The organism is Paenibacillus sp. FSL H7-689, from assembly GCF_000517905.1.
GTDB lineage: Bacteria > Bacillota > Bacilli > Paenibacillales > Paenibacillaceae > Paenibacillus > Paenibacillus amylolyticus.
Genome location: NZ_ASPU01000013.1, coordinates 89,457 through 115,728, shown reverse-complemented (window position 1 = coordinate 115,728; position 26,272 = coordinate 89,457). Strand labels below are relative to the sequence as shown.

Annotated in this window: 25 protein-coding genes; 22 read left to right on the top strand and 3 right to left on the bottom strand. The window is 45.1% G+C overall.

Going from position 1 to position 26,272, the window contains the following annotated elements; all coding sequences use genetic code 11:
• Positions 1–7: 7 nt before the first annotated feature.
• The 6 genes from C170_RS08215 to C170_RS08190 all read left to right on the top strand — a co-directional run bounded on the left by C170_RS08215 (position 8) and on the right by C170_RS08190 (position 5,054).
• On the top strand, positions 8–2,026 hold the full coding sequence (locus tag C170_RS08215; protein WP_036608262.1) for a S9 family peptidase: 2,019 nt from the start codon (positions 8–10) through the stop codon (positions 2,024–2,026).
• Positions 2,023–2,499: a hypothetical protein gene (locus C170_RS08210; protein ID WP_036608258.1), complete on the top strand. Its 477-nt coding sequence runs from the start codon at positions 2,023–2,025 to the stop codon at positions 2,497–2,499. The genes C170_RS08215 and C170_RS08210 overlap by 4 nt, the downstream gene beginning before the upstream one ends.
• A gap of 166 nt (positions 2,500–2,665) precedes the next feature.
• On the top strand, positions 2,666–3,028 hold the full coding sequence (locus tag C170_RS08205) for an Asp23/Gls24 family envelope stress response protein (RefSeq protein ID WP_036608255.1): 363 nt from the start codon (positions 2,666–2,668) through the stop codon (positions 3,026–3,028).
• 32 nt (positions 3,029–3,060) lie between these two features.
• Complete coding sequence (locus C170_RS08200; RefSeq protein ID WP_036608252.1) at positions 3,061–3,669, top strand: GNAT family N-acetyltransferase; 609 nt, start codon at positions 3,061–3,063, stop codon at positions 3,667–3,669.
• Positions 3,670–3,921: 252 nt separating this feature from the next.
• Complete coding sequence (locus tag C170_RS08195; protein WP_036608249.1) at positions 3,922–4,527, top strand: pentapeptide repeat-containing protein; 606 nt, start codon at positions 3,922–3,924, stop codon at positions 4,525–4,527.
• 143 nt (positions 4,528–4,670) lie between these two features.
• Entirely contained in the window at positions 4,671–5,054 is a 384-nt protein-coding gene (locus tag C170_RS08190) for a hypothetical protein (protein WP_036608246.1), read from the top strand.
• A gap of 157 nt (positions 5,055–5,211) precedes the next feature.
• Here C170_RS08190 and C170_RS08185 read toward each other — a convergent pair whose 3' ends face one another.
• The gene (locus C170_RS08185) at positions 5,212–6,717 is read right to left on the bottom strand and encodes an MFS transporter (RefSeq protein WP_036608244.1); all 1,506 of its coding nucleotides are present in this window, start codon (positions 6,715–6,717) and stop codon (positions 5,212–5,214) included.
• Between the two features lie 139 nt (positions 6,718–6,856).
• Here C170_RS08185 and C170_RS08180 point away from each other — a divergent pair, with 139 nt between their 5' ends.
• From C170_RS08180 to C170_RS08140, 9 genes are all read left to right on the top strand, one after another.
• Positions 6,857–7,696: a MerR family transcriptional regulator gene (locus tag C170_RS08180; protein ID WP_036608241.1), complete on the top strand. Its 840-nt coding sequence runs from the start codon at positions 6,857–6,859 to the stop codon at positions 7,694–7,696.
• 383 nt (positions 7,697–8,079) lie between these two features.
• Complete coding sequence (gene abc-f, locus C170_RS08175; RefSeq protein WP_036608237.1) at positions 8,080–9,558, top strand: ribosomal protection-like ABC-F family protein; 1,479 nt, start codon at positions 8,080–8,082, stop codon at positions 9,556–9,558.
• A gap of 158 nt (positions 9,559–9,716) precedes the next feature.
• Positions 9,717–10,283, top strand: coding sequence for a TetR/AcrR family transcriptional regulator (locus C170_RS08170; protein WP_036608234.1), 567 nt, complete (start codon positions 9,717–9,719; stop codon positions 10,281–10,283).
• A 342-nt stretch (positions 10,284–10,625) separates the two neighbouring features.
• The gene (locus tag C170_RS08165; RefSeq protein ID WP_036608231.1) at positions 10,626–11,780 is read left to right on the top strand and encodes a glycosyltransferase family 2 protein; all 1,155 of its coding nucleotides are present in this window, start codon (positions 10,626–10,628) and stop codon (positions 11,778–11,780) included.
• Positions 11,781–11,817: 37 nt separating this feature from the next.
• Entirely contained in the window at positions 11,818–13,125 is a 1,308-nt protein-coding gene (locus C170_RS08160; RefSeq protein WP_036608229.1) for an aminotransferase class III-fold pyridoxal phosphate-dependent enzyme, read from the top strand.
• Between the two features lie 42 nt (positions 13,126–13,167).
• The gene (locus tag C170_RS08155) at positions 13,168–14,199 is read left to right on the top strand and encodes a zinc-dependent alcohol dehydrogenase (RefSeq protein ID WP_036608226.1); all 1,032 of its coding nucleotides are present in this window, start codon (positions 13,168–13,170) and stop codon (positions 14,197–14,199) included.
• 92 nt (positions 14,200–14,291) lie between these two features.
• On the top strand, positions 14,292–15,536 hold the full coding sequence (locus tag C170_RS08150; RefSeq protein WP_051447074.1) for an MFS transporter: 1,245 nt from the start codon (positions 14,292–14,294) through the stop codon (positions 15,534–15,536).
• Positions 15,537–15,803: 267 nt separating this feature from the next.
• Positions 15,804–16,397 carry a DUF1349 domain-containing protein gene (locus C170_RS08145; RefSeq protein ID WP_051447073.1) on the top strand — a complete coding sequence of 198 codons (594 nt, stop codon included), beginning with the start codon at positions 15,804–15,806 and terminating at the stop codon, positions 16,395–16,397.
• A gap of 39 nt (positions 16,398–16,436) precedes the next feature.
• Positions 16,437–17,078, top strand: a complete 642-nt coding sequence (locus tag C170_RS08140) for an HAD family hydrolase (RefSeq protein WP_036608223.1) — start codon at positions 16,437–16,439, stop codon at positions 17,076–17,078.
• Here the strand turns inward: C170_RS08140 and C170_RS29995 are convergent.
• Positions 17,075–17,890 carry an AraC family transcriptional regulator gene (locus C170_RS29995; protein WP_051447072.1) on the bottom strand — a complete coding sequence of 272 codons (816 nt, stop codon included), beginning with the start codon at positions 17,888–17,890 and terminating at the stop codon, positions 17,075–17,077. The two genes, C170_RS08140 and C170_RS29995, sit on opposite strands and share 4 nt — an antisense overlap.
• 295 nt (positions 17,891–18,185) lie before the next feature.
• On the opposite strand from C170_RS29995, the gene C170_RS08130 reads away from it, so the two are divergent.
• The 3 genes from C170_RS08130 (at position 18,186) to C170_RS08120 (ending at position 21,062) form a co-directional block, all read left to right on the top strand.
• Positions 18,186–19,328 (top strand): NAD(P)/FAD-dependent oxidoreductase, encoded by a 1,143-nt coding sequence (locus C170_RS08130; RefSeq protein ID WP_036608220.1) that lies wholly within the window; start codon positions 18,186–18,188, stop codon positions 19,326–19,328.
• Positions 19,325–19,612, top strand: coding sequence for a hypothetical protein (locus C170_RS08125; RefSeq protein WP_036608216.1), 288 nt, complete (start codon positions 19,325–19,327; stop codon positions 19,610–19,612). The genes C170_RS08130 and C170_RS08125 overlap by 4 nt, the downstream gene beginning before the upstream one ends.
• Before the next feature lie 214 nt (positions 19,613–19,826).
• Positions 19,827–21,062 carry a cytochrome P450 gene (locus C170_RS08120; protein ID WP_036608214.1) on the top strand — a complete coding sequence of 412 codons (1,236 nt, stop codon included), beginning with the start codon at positions 19,827–19,829 and terminating at the stop codon, positions 21,060–21,062.
• A gap of 98 nt (positions 21,063–21,160) precedes the next feature.
• On the opposite strand, the gene C170_RS08115 is transcribed toward C170_RS08120, so the two are convergent.
• Positions 21,161–22,600 carry a DHA2 family efflux MFS transporter permease subunit gene (locus C170_RS08115; RefSeq protein ID WP_051447103.1) on the bottom strand — a complete coding sequence of 480 codons (1,440 nt, stop codon included), beginning with the start codon at positions 22,598–22,600 and terminating at the stop codon, positions 21,161–21,163.
• A gap of 282 nt (positions 22,601–22,882) precedes the next feature.
• Here C170_RS08115 and C170_RS08110 point away from each other — a divergent pair, with 282 nt between their 5' ends.
• The 4 genes from C170_RS08110 to C170_RS08095 all read left to right on the top strand — a co-directional run bounded on the left by C170_RS08110 (position 22,883) and on the right by C170_RS08095 (position 26,182).
• A complete protein-coding gene (locus C170_RS08110; RefSeq protein ID WP_017688636.1) occupies positions 22,883–23,488 on the top strand; it encodes a TetR/AcrR family transcriptional regulator in 606 nt (201 codons plus the stop codon).
• Between the two features lie 45 nt (positions 23,489–23,533).
• On the top strand, positions 23,534–24,067 hold the full coding sequence (locus tag C170_RS08105; protein ID WP_036608210.1) for a GNAT family N-acetyltransferase: 534 nt from the start codon (positions 23,534–23,536) through the stop codon (positions 24,065–24,067).
• Between the two features lie 73 nt (positions 24,068–24,140).
• Positions 24,141–24,815, top strand: a complete 675-nt coding sequence (locus C170_RS08100; RefSeq protein ID WP_017688634.1) for a response regulator transcription factor — start codon at positions 24,141–24,143, stop codon at positions 24,813–24,815.
• A complete protein-coding gene (locus C170_RS08095; RefSeq protein WP_036608208.1) occupies positions 24,812–26,182 on the top strand; it encodes a sensor histidine kinase in 1,371 nt (456 codons plus the stop codon). Before C170_RS08100 ends, C170_RS08095 begins: the two co-directional genes overlap by 4 nt.
• Positions 26,183–26,272 lie beyond the last annotated feature (90 nt).

Genomic DNA, 26,272 nt, shown 5'->3' with positions numbered 1-26,272 from the left:
CATCAATATGAACCAAAGACCAATTATGCCGGAGGATCTGCGTCATTATCGTTGGATCAGTCAGCCAGTAATCAGTCTGAACGGACAAGTGGCTTATGTGGAACAGACCATAGATCAGGATAAAAACGAATATAACACGCAAATTCGAGGGATTTCCCTCGATGGTGATGAAGATATTGCACTTTCGGATGGAACAAAAGATTCCTCACCTGCTTGGTCGCCGGATGGCACACAGCTTACATTCATTCGCTCAGTGGATGGTGGCAAAGGACTATGGACGCTCCATTCAGATCAAAAAGAGCCTGTCATGCTGATATCTCCCGCACGTAAAATTTCAAGTTATATCTGGTCACCGAACGGGAAGTACATTGCGTTTACCAGCAAAGTACAACCGGAGGACCAACAGAAGAAAGCAGACGTCCAACAGGAGTCTGTACCTGCACTGCGAGGTAAAGTCTTCGAGCGTACAACGCCGAAGGCGGAAGGGGCTGGCTGGTGGGATGGTCAATACAGCCAGTTGTTTGTATATGAGATCAAAAGCGGGGAGATCACGCAGGTGACTTCCGGGCTATGGAATATCAGTGCTCCGGCGTGGTCGCCAGATAGCCAGCAGCTTTCTTTCATTTCGAAACAAGTAGAGGACGAGGAACTTGATGCGGATCTGCTTTACTTTACCGATGTATACAGCATTCGATTGGGAGAAAGTGATCTGTTCAAAGTGACGGATTCCAGTCTGGCGATAAGCCAATTCTCCTATTCGTCCGACGGGCATCAGCTGATTCTGATCGCCAGTGATCGTGAGTATGGAAGCGGGAGCCACAACAGCTTATACGCTGTTCCCGTTCATCGAGGTATACCCAGGCCAATCGCACCTCAATTAGATATGCAGATTGGTAACGCGGCGCTTGGAGATATGAAGTCGGCAGGTGCGTCACCTTCTCCTATCTCGGATGCCCATCATCCAGAACGTGGTGTATATGTACTCGGAACACATAACGGGAATGTGGACGTGTACCGTATTCAAGAAGATGGGGCGTGTCAATCCGTTACGGGCGCTGGTGAAAAGGATGTGTATCAGTATACCTTAACGCCAGATGGTACCTCGCTGATTATCGCTGCGTTAACGGATGAACGCCCTGGAGAGTTATATCGCGTGGATATCGACAGTGGTGAAATGTTCAGACTCACCCGGCGTAATGATGAATTCATGGCTGAATTGGCTGTAAATGTGCCAGTCCGTGTAGAGTTTACGTCCTCCGATGGATGGCCGCTTCAAGGTTGGTTAGCTACACCGGCAATACGCGACACCGATGGAAAACTGCCACTGATTTTGCAGATTCATGGTGGACCCCACGCGATGTATACGGGAACATATAGTCATGAGATGCAGACACTCGTTGCGCAAGGTTACGCTGTGCTGTGGATCAATCCTCGCGGAAGTATGGGATACGGTCAGGAGTTTGCCAGAGCTTGCCGTGGTGACTTTGCCGGAGGGGATTACCGGGATCTGATGGAAGCTGTTGATTATGCCCTGGCTACGTACGATTTCCTTGATGCATCACGTCTGGGTGTAGCGGGTGGCAGTTATGGCGGAGTGATGACCAACTGGATTGTAGCGCATACCCACCGTTTCAAGGCGGCTGTAACCCAGCGATGCATCTCCAACTGGTTGTCCATGTATGGAACGAGTGATATCGGAATTTCCTATGTCGAGGGAGTCATTGGTGGTAATCCGGCGGAAAACGCTGAATTCCTGTGGTCCCGTTCACCTCTTGCCCATGCACATCACATTGAGACGCCACTTCTGATCATGCACGGAGAGCAGGACTATCGGACACCGATTGCGCAAGCGGAGGAATTATATACTACGCTAAAACGATATGGCAAAAAGACCAAACTGATTCGTTATCCAGGTTCCAACCACAGTTTGCTGAAAAGCGGTAAACCTTCACTTCGGATCGATAGCTTCGAACAGGTGAATGCCTGGTTCAATCAGTACCTCGGGAATGAGGAGGGCGAGCAATGAGTCGGACTCAGCTGTCCATTCCTGTAGGGCTTCTTGTAGAAAATGTACTGACAAGTGGAGAATCAAAAGAAGTGATTATTGAATGTTTACAACGTCGAGACTATTCCCGTTTGTTGCCTCTGGTTAAGGAATCCGCGATGGATTTTGATGAAAGACTACAGACAGCAGATGATATCGGAGACGATTGGGAAAAGGCGATACGTCAAGGTTATGAGTTCAAGTTTTTGCATATTAACGGGTTGAAACGATTGCTCGATTTCCGGTTTGACCGTAAGGTGGATCGGGATTACGTTCAAGATGAGTTGTCTCTGAAGAATATTCGTTTGACCGCACAAGAGATTGAACTGCTACAATCGTTAATTGGCAGGCAGTGGATCGTGCAAGCAGAAGAAACAGAGGCAGCAGAAGAAGGTAGCAAAGAGAGTGGGATATCCTCCCGCATTCCTGTCCGTATTCAATTGAAGTTCCCTTAATATGGACCAAGAAGAAACCGCGATGATCGCGGTTTTTTTGCTATGTACAGGTAGAAATGAGGACGGCTGAATTCAAAAGTTGAAATTGGACTTTACATGATTTATATTTATATTAAATGATATTATAATCTATCAAAAAATGCAGGTATAAAAAGGAGGACATGGGATGTCCATTCAAAATGTTTTGGGAAAAATTCAAATATCGGATGATGTGATCTCCAAAATTGTCGGCAAGATCGCAAATACCACCAGTGAGATTTCCTCCATGTCGACAGGACTTGTAGAAGGCATCACCAAAAAGTGGAGCGGGAAAAGTCTGCAAAATGGCATAGCTATCCGCAAGGTAGAATCAAGACTGGAGATAAACGTAAAGGTTGTCGTTTGTTATGGAACAAAAGTGCATGAAGTCTGCAGGGAATTGCAAAACAATGTGAGATTACATGTGGAACAGCTGACCGGATTAACCATTGATACGGTGAATGTGATCGTTGAGGGGTTATCATTCAACCAACCTGCTACGAGGTTTTAGTCCAATTTCAGCTACCTAGAGGAGTGACAGCGATGAATAAGATTTCCATAACAAAAGCCAGTCCACAATCATTAGTCGGCGGGCAACTAAATCAGATGGCACTTGAATATATGGCCTATTCGCTTGCAGGTACCAAGGACAAAGGCATTATAGAAAAAACATTTAACAAGTTATGGCGTTCGAATCAGAACCGATTCAGTCACCAATATGCTTATGAAGCTAAAATGGGTAACCAAACGCTGGGCATGATCATGTGTTATCCGACCACTATAAGGAACAAACTTGCTTTGCCAACGTTCTCCAAACTGTTTGAACTTCGTAAATGGAGCCTGATTAAGTATAATCTCCAACACTGGAAAGAGTTCTACTCCATGGTGACATTAAAAGAAGCGGAGAACGACGAGTACCACATCGGAACATTGGCTACCTTGCCTGAAAGCAGAGGTCTTGGTGTAGGGACACAGCTCATTCATTTTGCTGAGGAGCAAGCTATAACACAAGGTCTGTCCAAATCTTCACTTACGGTTAAAAAGGAAAACCTACTAGCAATTAAACTCTACGAGCGTTTGGGATACCAGAGAGTAGGGGAAATCAATAAACCTTCGTTATCCCTGTACAGGATGTCCAAAAAACTGGTGTAATGTTTTCTGATAGGAATAGAACAAGTAGCTAACTGGAGAGTTTCACATATATAAGCCCACATTGGAACAGTTAAAAGTGTGAGCTGGAGGGGCGCTTTATGCGTTCCTTTTTTAGTTTTCAGATTTTTCTCATAAAAAAAGTAACTTGACTTTTGTGGGTGTTTAAGCAGGTGCTTGACAGGGGTGTGGTATAGTATAAAAAGTTCTTTTAATGAAGAAAGACGGAGAAATATACAATGTGGGGTGTAACCAGTGTATCAATATAAGGATCAGGAATATGAAGCAGTACACTTTGAGGGACGTGATCTGCGCTATGGAGAACTCATAAGTTGTGTTTTCAAGCAGTGTACATTTATGAACGCTTCTATGGAAGAAATTGAAACGAGTAACTGTCGTTTTATCGAGTGTGACTTCAAAGGGGCTTCCATGAATGGTTCGATTCATACGGAATCGGCTTTTGAAAATTGCACCTTCGGTGGTGCAAATCTCTTTGCTTCCAAATTCAGCTCCTGCAAGATGACAGGCTCAGACTTTTCAGGTGCGCAAATGGATGGCATTACCCTAAGTCACGGCGATTGGTCCTATACCAATCTGAGACATACACGTTTGGGGAAACAGGATCTGCGAGGAATTCGTTTCTTTGAGGCTGACTTTACGGACACGGATTTCACCAAAGCGGATTTGAGAGACTGTGATCTTACCCGAGTTGTATTAAGCAGAGCCAAGCTTCAAGGGGCCGATCTTAGAGGGGCTAATCTGGAAGGCATCGATCTGAAATCACTGGATATCAAAGGCGTACGTTTGGATCGCGAACAAGCTGTTCTGTTTGTACGCTCGTATGGTGCGAAAGTAGACTAAGTTGAGTTGAACATACACAGCATGAAGCCGCCCTTAAGGCGGCTTTTTTGACTTTGAGGTTTTCCGATTCAAAGAGAATAGGCAGGAAAAAGAGATCTAAACAAGAAGTAGTTAACATAAGTTTCAACTAAAAGGAGGTTATCATGACCGTCACATTAATTATTATTGTCGCTATTATTGTCTTTGGGCTTATAACAGGCACAATCACTACGATTATGGCATTTAAACTGCTACGTAACAATAAAGAGAAACATCACCTTCGCAAGAGCATTCTGATGGACGGAATTCCAACAGAAGCAATAATTCATGATATTGTGCAGACATCATCCAGTAGGGATGGAAGGCCTGGCGTGCGATTGGATCTGACTGTAACCCAAGTTGACGGCCGCACCTTCCCAACAATTGTAGAGACTTATATTCCAATCACACATATTCCCCATTTTCAGAAAGGAAATGTCATTAACGTAAGATACATTGCGATGGGGAATGAACGAAAAGTTGAGGTAGAGGATGCCTACCTTCCGTGAGGTGCCGCATGGTGGTAAGCTTCGGTTATCAGGCATATCAAAAACCATTACCTGAAACAAATCAGGTAGTGGTTTTTGATGTGAATTTAATTGAGTTAATCCTCTTCTTTTGACATATTTCGTATATACCTCGCTTTGTTTCATGAAATGAATTTCATTACGTTTTAACGCTGTGCTTTGGGGCTCGTTTCAACCGCACAGCAAGCCAACTCATAATCAGAGCAGCAATGAACAGAAATACGGTCACACCTGCAATGACAACAAAGAAGGATTGGTCAAATGCAGCAAAGGCGGCATTTTTGAGCGATTCAGCAGACGCAGCAGGCAAGCTTTCGGCAGCGATAAGCGCTTCATCCAAACTGTCTTTCGCATTGGCTGGCACACTAATTCCCACAGGAATCTTCATAGCGAGTGTGTAGAAAAGAGTCGACATGCTGCCGATGATCGCAATACCGGATGCTCCGCCCAGCTCATAACCCACTTCCTCAATGGAAGCGGCCATGCCCGCTTTGTGTGGTGGGGCATAACTCATAATGGAATGTGATGCAGCGGTCATCCCTGATCCAAGACCTGCACCAAGCAGTGCCAAGCCGATAATCTGCCCGGTGAACCCAGCATTGAAATACATCAGATACGTCCCCATGCCAAGGGCAGCGATGAAGAGAGTGAAGCTTTTGATATATACAACATCCACACGGTGCATAATGGCCCCCGTAACAGGTCCGGCAATGAGTGCTGCAACAGGTATGGATACGGTGAATAGTCCAGCCTGAAGCGGTGACATGCCTTCCACCAGCTGAAGCCGCTGAGTGACCATATATTGCACACCCATTTGTGCAAACAAGCCAACCAGTGCGGTAATAAAGCCGGTGCTGAATCTTGGGATTTTGAATAAGGACAGATCCAGCAGTGGATTGGGACTGTTATTCTGACGGCGAATAAAGATGATCAGGGACAGAACACCGATCACAGCAGCAATGATAGCGAGTGTGAGAGATCCTTCGCGTCTTGTGAATTCCTTAATAGAATAGATAATTCCGACCATGGCAATCATGATCTGAATGGAACTGGTGAAGTCCCACTTTTTCGAGGTATCCCCTTGATGTTTAGGGATCATTTTCAAGGCGAATACAAACGCGATAATGGCTATGGGCAGGTTAATCAGAAACACAGAGCCCCACCAGAAATGTTGAAGTAGCAGTCCACCAACAATCGGTCCCAATCCAGCACCACCTGATGCAATGGAACCCCAGATGCCGATTGCCAGTGCGAGTTCTCGCTCATTCGTAAACGTAACTCTGATAATCGACAATGTCGCTGGCATCATCATGGAGGCACCTACGGCTAGAAGAATTCTGCTCATGACCAGCATAGCCGGTACTGGAGAAAAGGCAGCAGCAAGAGAAGCAGCAGAAAAGACGAGCAAGCCCAGGGTGAATATTTTTTTATGACCAAGACGGTCCCCGAGTGTTCCCATTGCAGGAAGAAGACCCGCCATGACAAGGGAGTAACCGTTCAGAATCCATAATTTCTCCGAAGCAGATGCACCGAGATCATGGGTCAAGCTGGGTAGGGCTGTGTACAGGATGGTCATATCCATCACAATGAGTAATAGTGCACTTGAGACAATAACAAGAATCATCCAACGTTTGAATTTAGACATGTTTCCCTCCGACGATATGAATAACTTACAATTCAAGACTAAACTATCGGGTAACCCTATAGTCAAACTTTTCTTTACACACTATAATGCATTTATATTGATAAAACTTAGACTACATATGTACATGGAGGGCCCATAGATGGCTGGACATCACGCACAACATTTTACCACCAGTGAATTTGCCAAGATCTGCGGAGTGACCAAACATACCTTGTTTCATTATGACGAGATTGGGCTGTTAAAGCCTGAATATACCAATGCCAAGGGCTACCGCTATTATGGTATGCAACAAACGTATGTGCTGGATGTCATACATGTGCTGAAGAAGGCAGGAAGCTCACTCCAAGAGATTAAGTCGTTTATTCAAAATCAGAATACACCATTGTTAATTGAGCTGTTTGAACAGAAATTAAAGGCACTTGAGTTGGAGCAGCAACGAATCAAACGTATGCAAAAGCTGCTAAGTGGTGCAATAGAAATGACGAAACAAGCCACGGATGCTTCTCCTGAAGGGCTGCATATCGAACAATGTGAGCTGGAGTATTTTATTACTGTTCAACTGGAGCAAGGGGATGGGGATAAGGAATTCTTCCGTAAATTCATTGAATACAGGACCCATTGTGATGAACAGATGATCGACTATGAGTTTCCGGTATGGACGATCTTAACTCAGGAGCACTATGAGGCAGGAGAATACTATCCGGATTACTTTGGTAACAAAATAAAAGCTCCCATTTCAGGGGAAACGATATGGATTAAGCCAAAAGGGATGTATGCCGTCATGAATCATCGAGGTTCATACGAAAGCATGCCAGAGACGTATTCCCTCATGAAAGAGGAGATAGAAAAAGAGGGACTGCAAGTCTGTGGACATGTGTATGCACTGGACCTGCTCACTTATTTTGCAGAAAGTAATCCCGATGAGTACATCATCAAAATTTACGTAGAGGTGTGTAAGCCAGAAAACACAATGGTTTAACGGTACGGGGATGGAAGATGAGATCGAGGCTGTACTGCCTTGACCCATGTCGTATTCCATGTTAAGTTTTCTGTAATAAATTGTGAGTTTTCAAAGGGGGTATGGAGTCATGACGGAATTAGAGGTTGTGGATGTTTATGTGGACCTGTCAACGAACATGAGCAGTGGCATGGTTCACAATATAACTAATCAGAATCCGACACTTTGTCCTCCTATGCATAGATCTACTTGGCGCTGAGTGGTTTATCGCCAGGTTTCTTTATTGTATAAGCGAATCTAAATTCTGATTATGTTCAAATATTAAAGTGAGGGAATCCATGCCATGTTCTATGGTGAAATCCCGTCAGTTTACTTTTATATTTCACATAAAAAGGATGATATGCATGTCTTTAATCAACGTTACCAACCTGACCTTTGCTTATGAAGGCAGTTACGATAATATATTTGAAAATGTTAGTTTTCAGTTGGACTCCGATTGGAAATTGGGTTTTACCGGAAGGAACGGCAGAGGCAAAACGACTTTCCTCAATCTGTTGCTTGGCAAATATGAATACAGCGGACATATCTCTGCGAATGTTAGCTTTGAATACTTTCCTTTCCAGGTAGAAAATAAGGGAGCCATGACCGTTGATGTCATCGGCGAGATTCATCCTGAATATCTACACTGGCAAGTTGTGCGCGAGTTTAACCTGTTGAAAGTGTCAGAAGATGTGTTGTATCGGCCTTTTGATACGTTATCCAACGGAGAACAAACAAAGGTGATGCTGGCTGCTTTGTTCCTGAAGGATAATCGGTTTCTGCTCATAGATGAACCTACCAATCATCTTGATCTCCATGCAAGACAAATCGTCAGTAATTATCTTGGCAGCAAGCGTGGATTTATTTTGGTATCTCACGATCGGGCGTTTCTGGATCACAGCGTGGACCATATCCTTTCCATCAATAAGAGTAACATCGAGATTCAGAAAGGCAATTTCTCCGCTTGGTGGGAAAATAAAAGAAGGCAAGATCAGTTTGAACTTGCGAGTAATGAGAAATTAATAAAGGATATCAAGCGTTTATCCGATTCAGCCAAACGGACCGGTGGATGGTCGCATGAAGTTGAAAAAACCAAAAATGGTACGAGAAATTCCGGTTCCAAGGTGGATAAAGGATATATTGGGCACAAGGCTGCCAAAATGATGAAACGTTCCAAAAATATCGAACAAAGGCAGCAATCTGCGATTCAAGAGAAATCCAAACTTCTCAAAAACATCGAGAGTGCAGAACGTTTACAGATTCATCAGCTGGATTTTCACAAGCAGGAACTTGTTGAATTGGAACATGTGTCGATATCATACGGCTCCAATACGGTGTGTAAGAATGTCAGTATCACGGTTGAAAAAGGGGATCGTTTTGCCCTGTACGGTAAAAATGGATCTGGCAAATCAAGCATTCTTAAACTGATCTGTGGTGAAGATATCCCTTATACAGGTCTTTCCCGAAAGGATCATCAGCTTAAAATCTCGTATGTGTCGCAGGACACGTCCGATCTCGGAGGGCATTTATCTGAGTATGCGGCCACACAGGGGATTGATGAAAGCCTGTTTAAATCGATACTTCGAAAGTTGGATTTTTCCAGACTGCAATTGGAGAAAGATATCTCAACGTTTAGCGCAGGTCAAATAAAGAAAGTGCTCATTGCCAAAAGTCTTAGTGAGAAAGCTCATCTGCATATTTGGGATGAACCACTCAACTTTGTAGATGTCATTTCACGTATGCAGATCGAAGACTTACTCTTGGAATACTCGCCAACCCTGCTTTTTGTAGAGCATGATCGTGAATTTTGTACAAATATTGCAACGAGAATCATCGAACTGTAAGTAACGTATGAGATAGAAGATGACCTTGTTAAGAGCCGCCAAATGGCGGCTTTTAGTATTACTCGTGAGGAAGTATGCTATAATTTTATAATCTCATTCAATCATTTGATGGATGACTAGATCAATTGTAGACTAATTCGCCAAGAGGTGTAATACCAATGAAAAAGGAAATGACAACAATCAAACAAACCAGGCTTCATTCCATTTTGGACGAGGCCACCAAATTGCTGATTGAAAAACCGAATGCTTCCATGAATGAGATTGCAGAATCTGCAAAAATCGGGATCGCTACGTTACATCGATACGTGGAAAGCCGCGAACAGCTTATGGTATATCTCGGATTACGCGCAATCGAGGTGGTCAGTGAGACCATGAAAGAAATCCAACTGGATGAGGAGCATTGTGAAAAGTACATACCTGAGCTGATCGAGGCGCTGATTCCATTAGGCGACAAAATTTATTTTCTGGCTCATGACACCACCATTAACTATAATCCCGAGATTGAGGGAGCAGATCTGAAACTGAGAGAACCTGTACTACATGCGGTCGGTCTGTTACAACAGAAAGGTTATTTCCGCTCCGATCTTGATAAAACCTGGATTGTGGATGTGCTGTATTCCATCATGTTCCTGACGTGGCAGCAGGTTGTAAGTGGTCATATCGCGAGAAAAGCAGCCCCTGCACTTGTGGTGGATACGTTTTATCATGGATTTAAGCAGCGTTAGGTTAGGGCCTATCCAACGAAAAACAATAACGAAAACACCCTCAAAGAATCAACTGTATCGTTAGATACAAAGACTCTCTGAGGGTGTTTTTTTGCGTTCACAACAGCGTTTCTCAGTGCGCAAGCTGCAAAGACATGATTTTCTCACATATTCAAATATTAACAGAGTTCAGAATTTAAGATTTTCAGTTTACAAAAAATGATATAAATTTCTAGTAGATTCAAATCATTACCAAATAAAGACAAAATATTCAAGTGAGGGGGCCGGACAGAAACACCAGCAATTGTGCAGTTCGAATCAGCTTATGTACTCATTCCATCAACCCAAATCAGGAGGGATTCCATGCTTTACACCATTATTGTGCCAGTCAACCAGGACTATAACATTTTGAACCTGTTCACAGATTCGCTGCTCCGGACGGTAAGCCCATCCACTCAGATTATTTTCATCAACGATGGTTCCGGCTCAGCAGTCTTTCAACATCTGGATAAACTGAAGCAAGAAGTAAGAGAGGGTGTGGCCATCGAGATTCTTCAGCATGATTTTCCACTCGGTTGCGCCGTGTCGATTAATAGCGCACTGAGTCTAGCCAAGGGAGAGTACATTTTCTTCCTGGATTCTGACACCATTCTTCAACCGAACTGGCAACCGATGATGAAAGAGACACTGGATAGCGATATTACGATTGGCATGATTGGGGGCGTTCTGTTGTATCCGCAAACAGGAGGCGTGCAGCATTGCGGCATTGCTTTTGCGGACACCATCGGCCGACACCTGTTCCTGAACGCATCTCCTGATGATATCCCGAAAGAAACCTTCTCTGTTCAACTGGTGGTTTTCGCCATGTTTGGCATGAAGCGGGAGGTGTATGAGACCATCGGCAACCTCGATGAGAAGTTCTTTAACGGATACGAGGACTTTGATTATCAGATGCGGGCACGAGCTGCCGGATACGATACGGTCATCAACCCAAATATTCAAGCGTATCACTGGGAACGCAGCAGCGGTATTCACCGCAACTTCAATCGGAAGAACAATCTGGCACGCTTCTGGAAAAAGTGGGGCGGTCAAATCGAGGCTGATGTATGGCCATTCGTTTTCAGTCATCTGAAAGCACAGCTGGAAAGCCAAGAGGAATACCAGCATCTGCCGATTGTCGGGATTGACCTTGCCGAGGTTCGAAGTGATGCCGATACATTCTGGACCAAGCTGGAGGAAGCCGAATTTGCAAATGTAGCCGAAGTACGGGACTATTCAAACCGCTTTAATTCCAATGGGGCCATCTGGCTGCCACAGGTACTGGGCAAGGAACTGATTCATAGTGAGAACCGGTTACTGTTTTTGGTGGACAATTTCGCCCGTTTGCTGGAGAACCGCTACTGGATTGAGATGAGACATGCTCATCGAGCCAAGGATCTGATCATTGATCTGTATGGCAATGTGATCACGATGGATCGCATATACGATGGATGCTGGCCTGGAACCAAAGTTCGGTAATTCACTCACAACGAAAATAAACAGGGAGGTACTTAAGGTGAAAGAAAAAGAGAGCACGCTCGATCGTGCCGTACGATTTACCCGTAATCTGGAGTGGTTGGAACAAGTCGAAAAGGTAATTCCGAGCGGATGCAGCACTTTAGCCAAAGCACCTGAACGTTTATTTCCGGGCCATACACCCGTATGTTGTGCAGAGGCTTATAATTCCCGATTTACAGATATCGACGGGAATGAATGGCTGGATTGCGAAATGGCCATGGGTACGGCGCCATGGGGCCATGCCAGACATGAAGTCCAATTAACCGTCATTCACCAGTTGAAAAAAGGGACAAGCTTTTCTTTACCTGCCGACATCGAGCTTGAATGTGCCGAGTTGATTCTGGAGCGGTTCGAGGGTCGTTATCCATCGCTGCGCTTCACCAAGAGTGGTGCTGATGCGGTGAGTGGGGCCGTGCGTCTGGCCCGTGCCGCTAGTGGCAAAAGCAAGGTTATTGCAACAGCTTATCATGGGTGGCACGACTGGTCTGCCTACGGTTATTATGGTGGTCAGACGAAAGAACGTGGCATCCCGGTGGATATCGAGCGTTCAACGATCTGGATCAACAAACCTACTACGGAGCGAATTGAGGCTCAGATTACCTCATCTCCCGAGGATATCGCATGTATTGTTCTGTGCCCCAACGAGTGGAAAAAGGACGCGCTGGAGCAAGCCGTAAACCTATGTCGGTCTCTGGACATCATTATCATATTCGATGAGGTAACTTCCGGTATTCGAATGGGCAAGCAGGCTACAGCAGGAGAATATGACATCTGGCCTGATCTGCTCTGTATCTCTAAAGGTATGGCGAACGGTTTACCGCTCGCAGCGGTTATGGGGCCTGAGCACTTGATGTCTTTGTCGGGACAGGTCAGATTCAGTAATGCCCATTCCAGCGAAACGACAGCGCTCGCGGCAGCCATTGCCTGTGAACGATTAATGAAAAATGCGAAAGTATGGCCGACTTGGCGTGATCCGGCAACCCGGATCATGGATCGGCTGGAATCTGAACTTGTGTTACTCGGATTGACGGATCAATTGGAAGTGAAGGGGACGTATGCAAGCTTCTGCATTCAATCCTTGGCTGAAGATAACTTCCAGACAGACCCTTTCCGCGAGTTCATGGTGAAGAGAATGGCTCACTTCGGCATTTTCACCAAAGGTTACTTTATTTTCTCGGATGCCCATACACGGGAAGAATTGCTGTGGGTCGAGGAAGCGCTGTTACAGATCCTGTCAGACTGGAAAGAGATTCAGAAGCAGGAACATCTTCATGCGATGCAACTTTCGAAAACGTTTGAAGCTTAATCCATAGATCATAATCGACAATCGACTAGGAGGAATTATTCAATGAAAGCACTCGTATATCAGGATCTCAAACAGGTGACTTACCAGGAGATTGAGGAGCCAACCATTCAAAAGCCAAACCAGGTGAAAATTAAAATCTATGGTTCCGGCATCTGCGGTACAGATCTGAATATTGTCAAAGGCAAAGTGCCAGCAAATAAAGGAACGATCATTGGTCATGAAGGTGTAGGCACAGTGGTTGAGGTGGGCGACGACGTTCGTGGTTTCAAGATCGGTGATCGGGTATTGGTTGATCCCACGCAATCTTGCGGTACCTGCTCATACTGCCGTGAGGGTCTGTTCATCTACTGCGAGAATTTTGATGACTATCAAGTAGGCATGACGACACACGGAACCTTTGCTGAATATTTTGTTGGGGACGAAAAGTATATCTATGCCATTCCGGATTCCATGAGTTGGGAAACGGCCATGATGATCGAACCACTGGGATGTGTACTTCAGACGTTCATGAAAGCAGGGACTAAGCCAAGTGACTCTGTACTGGTCCTCGGTTCTGGAGCAATCGGTTCCCTGTGTCAGCTTGTTAGCAAACGATTGGCAAGGCTTACTGTAGGCACGGAAGTTGATCCATACCGTAAAGAGTTTGCTTCAGGGATCGCGGATCATGTGTTCTATCCTCAGGATCTGACTCTGGATAAAGTATACGAGATCAATAATAACAAAAAGTTTGATATTGTAGTGGACGCGGTTGGTAACCAGCTTCATGTAGGGTTTGAGCTGATTGCCAAAGGCGGAAAAATTATTCCTATGGGATATGACGACAGCTATGAGGTGACGTTCAAATCAACAGCCGTGATTAATGATGGCATTAGTATCATTGGCGCAGTGGCTAATCACTCGATGATCAGTACGGCACTGAAATTTGCCCAAAGCATCCCGGAACTGGAACAGATGGTGACAGCCAAGGAACTGCTGAGTGATTATGAACAGGCCTTTAATGGAACGATTGGTTATGACATGCATACTGGAGAGAAGTTGCCGATGAATTCGGTCAAAACAGCTCTTATCCTATAAGAGGTACGATAAGCATGTAGACATTAGCGGGTTTGCCGCTGCGAGAAGTTTGAATTCGCAGCGGTGAAAACCGCAGAAGGAAGGGATATCGATTGAAATTGCTTCAAGATTTGCCGAAGAATCCACGCTACTCCATTTTACTCGAACCGGTATGGGCCATTCCGGGCACGATCGTTCTCTTTTACGCTCCTTTATATATGAAGGAAGCCGGACTTTCGGACATAGAAATCGGTTTAATCAATTCGGTGAATCTTTATTTTGCCTTTATCTTTCAATTGTTTGCGGGTTCCATTACGAATAAGCTGGGCCGGAAACGAACAACACTGATCTTTGATCTGCTTGCCTGGAGTGTTCCCATGTTCATCTGGGCCTTCTCCCAGAACTTCTGGCTGTTCCTGATCGCCTACTTACTGAACGCAACATCCAAGTTTGTAACAGTCGCCTTTAACTGTCTGATCATAGAGGATGTGGAGGAACACAAACGATCCAAGGTATTCGCCATTCTCAACATGATTATTACAGGGGCAGGTGTACTCACGCCTATTGCCGGGGTGGTCATTGCTGATTATGGTATTGTGCCTACACTCGCCAGCATTTACTTTGTCGGAGGCATCCTCATGACCGCCATGTTTTTCATTCGTAACCGATACACGGATGAGACCGAGGTCGGCAAGGAACTTATGGGATTGCATAGTAAAACACGCGTGCTTCAGAGCTTGGGTTCCAGTCTGCGCCTGTTTGGCAAATCGTTCTACAAACGAAGACTTTTTCCGATTATTCTGATCACGGTGTTGTCCAATCTGATCTTGCAGCTGAATTTCTTCCAGGTCATTTTCTTCAAGGAACAGTTGAAGTTTGATGACCGTGTCATTTCTTTTATTCCGGTCGTGACCGCGGTGACCGTCATGCTGCTCTATCTGGTCATCATTCCGCGACTGAAGCGGCGTTCGGAAGAAAAGTATGTTGGTTTTTCCATCGTGCTAAGCACGGCCGGAGCCATTCTGTTTCTGTTGATCCCTGTGGGGAATATAGGGATGTTGTTTCTCACGCTAATCGTGCTTGCTGCGGGTAACTTCATTTTGCAGACGTACCGGGATTCCCTGCTGATGAACCGATTGGGTACGCATGAGAAAGCCGATATGTTCTCGGCCGTGCAGACCGTCATGACGCTTACAGCCATTCCATCCGGTTACCTGACGGGTCTGCTCTACCATCACAATCCAACACTATTGTTCAGTGTCATTCTTGGTCTATATGTCGTACTCATGGTCATTATGTTCTTCCTGCCAGATCCGCAAAAGCACTCCCAAGTGCTGGAATCTTACAAAAATATGTAGAAAAAGGGGTTTACTGTATCTGGAGCGAATATGTAGTACAGAAAAAAACTAGTAAATGCATGTTCAAAAAGAGCGGTTTTCAGTACCGAGAAGATGGGATGAAGCTAGAAATGGAGTAGCGGAGCGTAGATAGAGCTACGTGAGCAACGGACATTTCGGCTGAATGCCATATTCGATGCTGATGATGCCACTAGGCATCCTTCGTAATCAAAAGCGGACTTTTTGAACTACCTCTAGAACATATTTTAACTTGGGAGGCTGCTAAAAATGACTAACGTAATGACAACAGAAGCACGGAAGCAATGGAGTTGGATGAACGAGCCTGAAACCTGGTCCTATACCGATCAGGGAGGTGTGCTGGTGGAAGCGAAGGCGGACACCGACTTTTTCCAGGACCCTGCGGGGAAGCACATTCGTGCAACTGCTCCTTTCTTGTCCATGCCTGTGCCTGGCGATTTCGAAATCACAACCCAATTAACCGTAGATATGAAAAATCAATATGATTCCGGTTGCCTGATGGTGATGGCGGATGATCGTAACTGGTGCAAAATTTGTTTTGAGTATGATGGAAAAGCGCCTACCATCGTGTCGGTGGTGACACGGGATGGTTCATCCGATGATTGTAATTCGGTGGAAGTCTCCGTACCTAATCCCTATCTGCGTATACGCAAAGTAGAGGGCTGCATATCATTCTTTTATTCACCCGATGGGGATGAGTGGAAACTAATTCGTTATTTCGGCATGCCGATACAAGGGGAACTTCGAGCTGGATTAGTTGTTCAGTCGCCGACTGGAACGGGCTGTACGTGTCATTTTTTATCCGTGAACGTTACTCATCCGGACTTGACCGCACGTTTCTAATCCGCTCCCCCGACCGATCATTGGAGGGAGAACAGGTTCATGGTAAAAGCATTTATATTTGATTTTGATGGACTTATTGTCGATACAGAGACACCCTGGTATTATGCATTTCGCGATATTTATGAAGAGCACGGAGTGGAACTTGGTCTGGAGCTTTGGTCGAAAAATGTGGGGACATCCTTTGAGGAGTTTCATCCATATCTATATCTAGAGCAGGCACTCCAAAAAAAGATAGATCATGATCATATCAAACTGCTCTCTGAACAGAAATACGAAGTCTATTTGGGACAGGCTGCCATTCTTCCAGGGGTGTATGAATTGCTTCGGTCTGCGAGGGAAAAGGGGATTCAGCTTGCGGTTGCTTCCAGCTCCACACGGGACTGGGTGCATGGTTACTTGCAGAAATTAGGCATTTTCGATTATTTCACAGTCGTTCATACATCCGAGGATGTGAAGCGAGTGAAACCGGACCCTGAACTGTACCTTCTTGCTCTCCAGAGTCTTGGGATCGAGGCTTCCGAAGCGATTGTGTTCGAAGACTCACCTAATGGCTTGAAGGCGGCCAATGCAGCAGGTATTCGGTGTATCATCGTACCTAACGAGGTAACGCGTGGTCTGGAATTCGCCATGCATGAACTGCGGTTATCCTCGCTGGCCGAGATTGATGTGGAGGCGCTCTAATCCAGATACTGCTTGCGTAGCTCGATAGGGGAGATCCCTTCGTATTTTTTGAACACTGATCCAAAGTAACTGGCACTGTTGAAACCAACGGCTTTGGCTATTTCATGAGCGGTCGTAGCGTTATTTTCGATGAGCATTTCCTTGGCTTTCAACAACCGATATCGCATCAGATATTCCAATGGAGTCATTTGAAATTCTTTTTTGAATATCCGATTGAGGTGCTGCTCGGTAACGTCCATCTGCTCAGCCAACAAGGGGAGAGAAATATCCTGATGATAATTTTGTTTGATAAAAGTAATGAGTTCATCCAATCTTAATCGGGCATCAGAACGTTCGTAAGCACTATAGCGTTCACCTTCAATGGTTAATCTGACCAAAAGCATGTACAGTAATGCGGATACGTGCCAGATCTGATCCTTGTGCCGGGACTGCAGCGCCAACGTAATTTCACGCAACAGGATATGAAGCATTCCATCCGGCTTGAAGGCGCGCAGCTCCCCGATCTGCAAGGTATGCAAGAACCGTGGCAACAAATAGCCATTGAAAGACAGACAATCAAATCGTAATGAATCACTCAGATTGTGGTAACGATAGGTTACCTCCGGGAACAAAATGAGAGCGGTCCCTTTTTTGATCGAAAATTCATGATTCTTTGCTGCGATTCGCCCTGTTCCTCCGATGCACTGTACAATGCTGTAATCCCGTGAATGGTCGCTCCAATTCATCAATTCATCAACGGTCAACTGGTTTTGCCCTGTAATCATGAGCGGCATATCGGTATCCAGCGGATTCCCCATACTAGGTTTCGGCATCGTCGTGTTATTCCTCTTTTCGTTAAAGGATCATGTGCGTAAGTGGCGTGGTTACAGCGTTAAAAGAAACCTAGAAAGAATTATATTACATAAATGGAATAATTTTAATTGAATGACGGGCAATATATAAAACGTTTTCATATAAATGCTTCAACGATTATTAATTGGATGAATGAGTATGAACTGTAGTCTGATTAGCCTCTATTTATGGATCTAAAAGTACGCCCGCCTTGCCAACAGAATGCGAAACGGTATACGCTATAACGAATGAGTGATTAAGGAAAGGGATGCAAACATGAAGAAAGTCATCGTAGTCGGATCGGGTATTCTGGGGGCATCAACAGCCTATCAATTAGCCAAGCGGGGCGCAGAGGTCATCATCGTAGATCGAAAAGATATAGGACAGGCTACGGATGCAGCTGCGGGTATCATCTGTCCATGGCTGTCACAGCGACGTAATCAGGACTGGTATCAGCTCGCCAAGGCTGGTGCGCGCTTCTATCCGGGCATCATAGCGGAGCTTAAAGCCGAAGGAGAAACGGAAACGGGTTATGCTCAAGTGGGCGCGCTTAGTATTCATACGGATGTGGACAAAATCAATAAGATGGAAGAGCGGGCCCATCTTCGCAAAACAGATGCGCCGGAGATTGGCGACATTACACCTCTTGACGACAAAGAAACCCGTGAACGTTTTCCATTGCTGGATGAACGTTATCAATCGGTACATATCAGTGGTGCTGCACGTATAGATGGAAGAGCGCTGCGCGATGCATTGATCCGGTCTGCACAGCGAAATGGAGCGGAAGTGATCCATGGAGACGCCACGCTTCAATTCGAAGCGGATCGGGTCATTGGTGTGAGTGTTAATGATCAGAGTTTCCTGGCAGATGAAGTCGTTGTCTGTGCAGGTGCATGGGCCAACGAACTGCTGAAGCCACTCGGCATACACTTTAAAGTGCATTATCAAAAGGCACAAATTATGCATCTACATGTCACGGATGGGGAGGATACAGGCCGCTGGCCTGTGATCATGCCACCTTCTGATCAATATCTGCTGGCCTTTGATCAACAGAAGATCGTGATTGGTGCCACTCATGAAAATGATGTGGAGGGTTATGATAAAAGAGTCACTGCAGGGGGCATGCAGGAAGTTTTGAATAAAGGTCTGGAACTGGCGCCGGGGCTAGCCAATAGCACATTCCAGGAGGTAAGAGTTGGGTTCCGTCCGTTCACACCTGGCTTTCTGCCAGTAATGGGGGCTGTCCCAGGCTGGCAAGGTCTGATTACCGCGAATGGACTTGGAGCCTCTGGATTGACCATGGGTCCTTTTATCGGGAGTCAACTGGCGAAACTAGCTCTCGGCATGGAGCTGGATATCGATATTGAGCCCTACACTGTTGGCAAAGCAATGGATGAAATTGAAAGAGGTGAGTCATGACATATTCACAACGTGTATCCGATGGAGCGAACTCGTCCGATATCGTATATCTGGAGCATCAGATCGGTACGACAAAAGAAAAACTGCGCATAGCTTTGGAGAAACAAGAAACATACAAAAGCGAATTGTCGGAATTGAAGTCATCACCAATCAGGAATGCATCCGAAGACAATTCTGAAGAGCAAGTCTTAATGGAGAAGGCAAGCCAAACGAAGAACTTGATTGAAACCCTGTCTGAACAACTGGAGCAACTACAGGAAGCATTAGCGAAACTAGGCGATTGATCGGCTCTATGGCTTATCTCTTTGAGACATCAACAGAAATAATATACGATACGTATAAAACGAAAACCCCTTATATTAAGGGGTTTTTCTGATTTAGTTCAAATGGTTTATATCAATAAATGAACGTATGGTATAAAATGGAATCAGGTGCTGAACTGTCAATTCAGGTACCCATGTAACCAATCACGAAACTATGCTGAGAGGTGGATTCCAAATGTATAAAGAAGTGATACGTGTTGAGGACATCACGGGGTTTCAGTCGAGATCTGAAGAGTTTTTCCCACTTCACTGGTTTCGAAAAATGCTGTCCGAGCATCCTGTGTACTATCACGAAGATACAGACACCTGGAATGTGTTCAGATACGATGATGTGAAGCAGGTCCTCAGTAATCATGAGTATTTTTCAGCCGAAGGAACCCGGACAACGATTGCCGTTGGAGCAAAGAACAATGAAGGCACACCTCCAGACAAATTAAACATATCAAGTATCGATCCTCCCCGTCATCAAAAAAGTCGTTCGTTGTTATCGGCTGCTTTTACACCTCGTAGTCTGAAAAACTGGGAGCCACGAATTCGCAACATTGCAGAGCAGCTGGTAGCCGATATTGAGCCAAATACGACGATTGATATTGTTCAAGCGTTGGCCGCTCCACTACCTTCGATGGTTATGGCCGATCTGCTCGGCATCCCTCTTACAGACAGCCATCGCTTCAAGAACTGGGTAGATATTTTGTTTCAACCCATCAATCCAAAGACGACTGAAGAGAGTGAACTGAAAAAACAAACTGCCGCGCAAGAGTATTATCAATTCCTGTATCCTATTGTGGTTCATAAACGGACTCATCCTGGTGAGGATATCATTACGGATCTGTTAAATGTTGATGTTGAAGGTGAGAAGTTCACGGAGGATGAGGTTGTTCGCACGACCATGCTTCTGCTTGGAGCCGGTATAGAGACAACGAGTCATATGGTTTCAAATACGTTCTATTCCTTCCTCTACGATGACCCGAGCTTGTATGGCCAACTCAGGCAGAACCCCGAATGGGTTCCGCTCGCAGTGGAAGAAATGCTTCGTTATAGGTTCCATAATGCCAAGCGGCATCGGACAGTAAAGCAGGATAATCAACTGCTCGGAGTGGATTTGAAAAAAGGAGATGTTGTCATCTCCTGGATGAGTGCAGCCAATATGGATGAGCAGATGTTTGAAGACCCCTTTGAGCTGAATATTCATCGTCGTAATAACAAAAGACATCTTACCTTTGGTAATGGCCCACACTTTTGTCTAGGGGCCCCGCTGGCAAGAATGGAACTAAGCATTGCCTTGACAGCATTTGTGGAGAAGATTGCTCGGATTGAACCGGTGGAGTCCTTTGATCTGGAGAATAATCTGGCCACTTCAGCTCCGGGACAGTCGTTGACCCATCTGCCAGTGAAGATCGTTGCGGAGTGAGAAGGAATCATACGGGACACAACCTAAAAAGCGGCAGATCAGACGTAAACGTCTTGATCTGCCGCTTTGTTATGCAAGCAAGTATGAGGCTGGACACCTTAATTTGAATTCATAGAAACTTTTTGTCTTACCACCTGTTTGATTTCTTCCCCTTTGGCTTGTTTGGTGCGTTTGATAAAGAAGGAAAGGACCAATCCCACAACAGCGATACCGATGATAACAACATAAGCATCATTGATACCCTGGATCATGGATTCTGTAGCAAGCTGTTTTTGACTGAGACCATTGGCTGCACCAGTCGCCATCATATCCTGTACGTGCGCTGTTGTACGGGAGGTCATGACACTTACGAGTAATGAAGTACCTACAGCACCAGCCACTTGTCTGACGGTGTTGGAGATAGCTGTACCGTGTGCACCAAGTCTTGGTGGCAGTTGGTTAAGTCCCGCAGTCTGAATCGGCATCATGAGCAGAGCCATACCAATTCGGCGGCCGGTAGACATTAATACCAGGTAACCATAACTGGTTGAATCCGTTAAGTCGATGAAACCAATTGTTGTCACGATGGTGATCACCATCCCGATAACAGCGAGCCATTTCGCTCCAAATCGGTCAAACAATTTTCCGGCTACTGGCATCAGGAAGCCCATGATAAGAGCACCCGGAAGGAGTAATAATCCGGACTCCAGTGCAGTGTAACCACGTGCGTTCTGGAGATACAAGGGAAGCAACATCATGTCAGCATACATGATCATTGTAATCGCGATACTAATGACCGTGGTCAAGGAGAACATGTTGTATTTGAATGCCCGCAGATCAAGCAGCGGAGTTTCAGACACGAGCTGACGCCATGTAAACAGGGCAAGCGAAACGATTCCAGCCGCAATGCAGATAAGAACTTCTGCACTTGACCATCCCAGACTTCCTGCTCTGCTGAAACCATAGAGCAATGCGCCAAATCCGATCGTGGAGAGCACCACACTGATTGTGTCGAACTTTGTGTTGACCCGTTCGGATACATTCTTCAGGTATACAAACGCAAAAGCAATGACAATAAGAGTTAATGGAATCATGCCATAGAACATCGTTTGCCAAGAGTAGTTCTCGAGGATATAACCGGCAAGGGTAGGCCCGATTGCAGGGGCAAAAATGATGGCAAAACCAACCATACCCATTGCAGATCCTCGTTTTTCAGGAGCAAACAAGGTCAAAATAACGTGCATCAAGAGCGGCATGATAATGCCGGCACCCGCTGCTTGAATCATACGTCCTGTCAGCAATGTGCCAAAGTTATCTGCAAGAGCAGATACGATGGTACCAATCAGGAAAATAAACATGGAAGCTTGGAATAATTGCTTGGTTGAAAAGCGTTGCATGAAGTAGGCCGTGATCGGGATAAGCACCCCGTTCACCAGCATGTAACCTGTCGTTAACCATTGTGCTGTTGCGGCGGAGATGTTAAAATCACCCATCAGTTCCGGTGTAGCAACACTCATGATCGTTTGATTCAACGTTGCAAGGAAGGCTCCCAAAATCATGATAAACAGGATGGGGCCTTTCTTTACGGATAATTCTTCTGGTACTCTAGCCTGACTCAATCCTTTTCATCCTTTCAATCCACACGTGACTAAATTTACAACGTGTTGTATAGTTTACATTGTATTTATTGAATTATATACATATTCGGACAGATTACAATTTACGTTATGACGTGTTTTCGTCGTTTATTTTACAAATAAAATGAATTTGTTGTGTAAACCAAAAATAAACGACTGATTGTTTAAAATTGTAATGTTTAAAATTTGATAGGAGGGATACACGTGAAAGACGAGAAGAAATCAGCCGTGGACCCAAGAATATTGCGAACACGTCAGTTAATTCGAAGTGCATTTGTTGAGTTACTGCAGGAAATGGATATTGAAAAGTTGTCAGTGAACAAAATTGCCGAACGAGCGACGATCAATCGGGTAACCTTCTACCTGCACTATCGTGATATTACGGATATGATGGAGAAGATGGCGGATGAGATGATTGAGAATATTGAACGGATCGTGGATGAATATGCCCCTCATTTTGAGAAGCAAAGAACGGAAGAGGCTTGGCCTGTTCTAGTCAAGTTACTGGAGCATTTTGCAGAGAACGCCTCGTTCTATCAGGTGGTTCTTGCTACAAAGCGCACACCGATTTTTACCGAACGACTGCTCAAATTGTTAAGTACGCTGGTCAAAGCCAAAATTGATCGGGTAGAGATGGAAGATGAACTCGAAGAATCCGGCATTCACAAAGAAATCGCAATATGGTACGGTTCTTCGGCTCTGATTGGAACCATCGTTGCCTGGTTGCGTAATGATATGCCATATTCACCTCATTTCCTGGCGAAACAATTCTCGTTGATTCGCTCGTACTCTTATAATGACTTGATATAATCATGCTACAATTGCACCTAACGTTAATAGAGGAGGAATAATGTAATGAAATATAGTGCAGAACGTATCTATGTGAGATTTTGGAATGTGGATGATGCCGCATTGCTTCTGGATCTACAGGTTCGCAACCGTGGGGAAATAGAGAACATATCAGCAAGTGATCGGGACGAGTCTTTCTACAGCTTGGAAGGGCAAAGGTCACTCATTGAGAGCTGGAACAAGAAGAGAGAAGAAGGAAATCGCTATTCTTTTGGTATTTTTCTACATACAACGGATGAACTCGTCGGTGAAATTTCTTTGTTCGAGATCATACTGGATTCTACCCCAAAATGGATCGTTGGTTATGTGACCGATACTCTGTATCAAGGAAAAGGATATATGAGCGAAGCCCTACAATGTGTACTGGAATTTGCCAAACACGAAACTGAAATTACTCGAATCGAAGCTGGCGCTGTGCCCGATAATACAGGTTCCATCCGTGTCCTTCAAAAAGCAGGTTTCAAGGAGAATGGGTCACAGCCTGTGCCAATCCAGGGAACGTTGAAAGAACATACGATGTTTGCTGTGGATATACTATAAGCAAGATGTTTTAATATTTACTATACAAGTTGGACTATATATTTAAACGTAACGGAGAGGACAGAAAAAACATATGGCTACTATACTCGTTGCAGACGACGATGCGAACATTCGTGAACTCGTCTGTCTATTTCTCAAAAACGATGGATTCACAACAGTGGAAGCTGCGGACGGTAAGGAAGCTCTCACTATATATGGCGAAACCCCAGTGGATCTGGTTGTCCTTGATATTATGATGCCTGTCATGGACGGTTGGGCACTGTGCAAAGAACTTCGAAGAGCCAATCCCGACCTCCCGTTACTCATGCTGACGGCGAGAGGAGAGACTTGGGAGAAGGTGAAAGGATTCGAACTGGGTACGGATGATTATTTGACCAAACCATTTGATCCATTAGAGCTGACCGCTCGTGTCCGAGCATTACTGAAACGATACAAAATCGGCTCCACACATACAATCCAGTTTGGCAACGTCATTCTGGACCGTCAGACGTATAAGGTGATGAGAGGCACGGAGTCGCTTACGTTACCACTTAAGGAGTTCGAATTGCTGTATAAGCTTGCTGGAACACCAGGACAAGTCTATACACGTGAGCAATTAATCGATCAGATATGGGGTATTGATTACGCGGGAGATGATCGAACAATAGACGTACATATTAAACGCCTGCGCGAACGATTCGCGACAACACCTGATTTTCGGATTGAAACGGTGCGTGGGCTAGGGTACAGACTTGAGGTCTATGAATGATCAGATCTTTATATATTCGTGTTGTTCTGACCTTTCTGGTGTCAGTCATCACAGGCACGATTATTTCATTTTTTATGTCAACCTGGATGTTCGAAGATCAATTGAATGAAAATGCTCAAATTAACATACGCAATTTTGGCCAGGACGTTGTGCAGATTTATAAGACGCTGCCTGCTGATGAAGCAGAATCATTCGTTAGTAGAATGAAGCAACTTGATTCGTATCATATTCGAATTTATGATGCAACGGGCAAGTTCCAGTCTTATGGGAAGCTTAACGAACATAAATCATCCCCCGTATCGACGGATCAACTCAAGAAGGTGTTAAACGGAGGGGTTGTGCAGGACACACCTAAAGGTATCGCTACCGTTCTTTTGGGGCTACCGATCAAGACGGAAACGGGTACAAGAGCGATGTTTCTAGAAACACTCTCACCGCCCTCAGCCTCTTTTGTGGTCCAGTTTGGGTTGATTTTTGCAAGCTGTTCCTTGATTGTAGGAAGTTTGTTGATTGTGGTTGCTTCTGTATATCTGGTTAGACCGATCAAAAAACTGACCAAAGCGACCAAACGGATTGCAGCTGGAGACTTCAACGTCAAGCTGAACATTAAACAAACGACGGAGATTGGTACATTGGCCCGCAGCTTTGAAGAAATGATGCATGATCTTCAGCAGTTGGAGCAGATGCGCAGGGAATTCGTTACCAATGTTTCGCATGAGGTTCAGTCTCCGCTCACCTCGATATCCGGTTACGCTTCGGCACTGAAGCAAGTAAATCTCTCAGAACAAGAACGAAACCGTTACCTGGATATTATCATCTCAGAAGCAAAAAGAATGTCCAAAATGAGCGATAGCCTGCTGAAGCTGAGTTTGCTTGAATCGCAGTCACAGCAACTACGGCTCACCACCTTAAGCCTTGATGAACAGATCAGGCGGGTCATCGTGGCGCTTCAGCCGCAATGGTCTGGGCGCAACATTCATTTCGAGCTTGATTTGGAGAACGTGAAGGTAACGGCTGATCACGATCAGTTAAATCAGGTATGGACAAACATCATCGGAAATAGCATCAAGTTTTCCAAGGATGGCGGTATGATTAAAGTCAGTATCGAAGAGGACTTCAAAAATGTGACTGTTCGAATATCCGACACGGGCATTGGAATTCCCCTGGAAGATCAGAAGCGTATATTCGACCGTTTTTTCAAGGCAGATCGTTCCCACAGCCGCAAATATGACGGGAGTGGTATGGGACTTGCTATCGTTAAACAGATCGTCTCCCTTCATCAGGGTGACATCCAAGTGGAAAGCGAACCTGGTCAAGGCACGACCTTTATGATTACGTTGCCCATCCATCCACCAACGGATAGTTAGGCTCACAGGTTAGGCCAGTGAATAGAATATCCATCGGATTATCTAAACCGAATGTTCATGTCCTATGTAACATGCAAGCTTCCTTGTATG

Coding starts and splice junctions, on each gene's coding strand:
- C170_RS08100 (WP_017688634.1), top strand. CDS start 24,141: ATGGCTACTATACTCGTTGCAGACGACGATGCGAACATTCGTGAACTC.
- C170_RS08190 (WP_036608246.1), top strand. CDS start 4,671: ATGACCGTCACATTAATTATTATTGTCGCTATTATTGTCTTTGGGCTT.
- C170_RS08205 (WP_036608255.1), top strand. CDS start 2,666: ATGTCCATTCAAAATGTTTTGGGAAAAATTCAAATATCGGATGATGTG.
- C170_RS08185 (WP_036608244.1), bottom strand. CDS start 6,717: ATGTCTAAATTCAAACGTTGGATGATTCTTGTTATTGTCTCAAGTGCA.
- C170_RS08105 (WP_036608210.1), top strand. CDS start 23,534: ATGAAATATAGTGCAGAACGTATCTATGTGAGATTTTGGAATGTGGAT.
- C170_RS08145 (WP_051447073.1), top strand. CDS start 15,804: ATGACTAACGTAATGACAACAGAAGCACGGAAGCAATGGAGTTGGATG.
- C170_RS08095 (WP_036608208.1), top strand. CDS start 24,812: ATGATCAGATCTTTATATATTCGTGTTGTTCTGACCTTTCTGGTGTCA.
- C170_RS08170 (WP_036608234.1), top strand. CDS start 9,717: ATGAAAAAGGAAATGACAACAATCAAACAAACCAGGCTTCATTCCATT.
- C170_RS08115 (WP_051447103.1), bottom strand. CDS start 22,600: ATGATTTTGGGAGCCTTCCTTGCAACGTTGAATCAAACGATCATGAGT.
- C170_RS29995 (WP_051447072.1), bottom strand. CDS start 17,890: ATGCCGAAACCTAGTATGGGGAATCCGCTGGATACCGATATGCCGCTC.
- C170_RS08200 (WP_036608252.1), top strand. CDS start 3,061: ATGAATAAGATTTCCATAACAAAAGCCAGTCCACAATCATTAGTCGGC.
- C170_RS08215 (WP_036608262.1), top strand. CDS start 8: ATGAACCAAAGACCAATTATGCCGGAGGATCTGCGTCATTATCGTTGG.
- abc-f (WP_036608237.1), top strand. CDS start 8,080: ATGTCTTTAATCAACGTTACCAACCTGACCTTTGCTTATGAAGGCAGT.
- C170_RS08120 (WP_036608214.1), top strand. CDS start 19,827: ATGTATAAAGAAGTGATACGTGTTGAGGACATCACGGGGTTTCAGTCG.
- C170_RS08155 (WP_036608226.1), top strand. CDS start 13,168: ATGAAAGCACTCGTATATCAGGATCTCAAACAGGTGACTTACCAGGAG.
- C170_RS08210 (WP_036608258.1), top strand. CDS start 2,023: ATGAGTCGGACTCAGCTGTCCATTCCTGTAGGGCTTCTTGTAGAAAAT.
- C170_RS08165 (WP_036608231.1), top strand. CDS start 10,626: ATGCTTTACACCATTATTGTGCCAGTCAACCAGGACTATAACATTTTG.
- C170_RS08140 (WP_036608223.1), top strand. CDS start 16,437: ATGGTAAAAGCATTTATATTTGATTTTGATGGACTTATTGTCGATACA.
- C170_RS08180 (WP_036608241.1), top strand. CDS start 6,857: ATGGCTGGACATCACGCACAACATTTTACCACCAGTGAATTTGCCAAG.
- C170_RS08125 (WP_036608216.1), top strand. CDS start 19,325: ATGACATATTCACAACGTGTATCCGATGGAGCGAACTCGTCCGATATC.
- C170_RS08130 (WP_036608220.1), top strand. CDS start 18,186: ATGAAGAAAGTCATCGTAGTCGGATCGGGTATTCTGGGGGCATCAACA.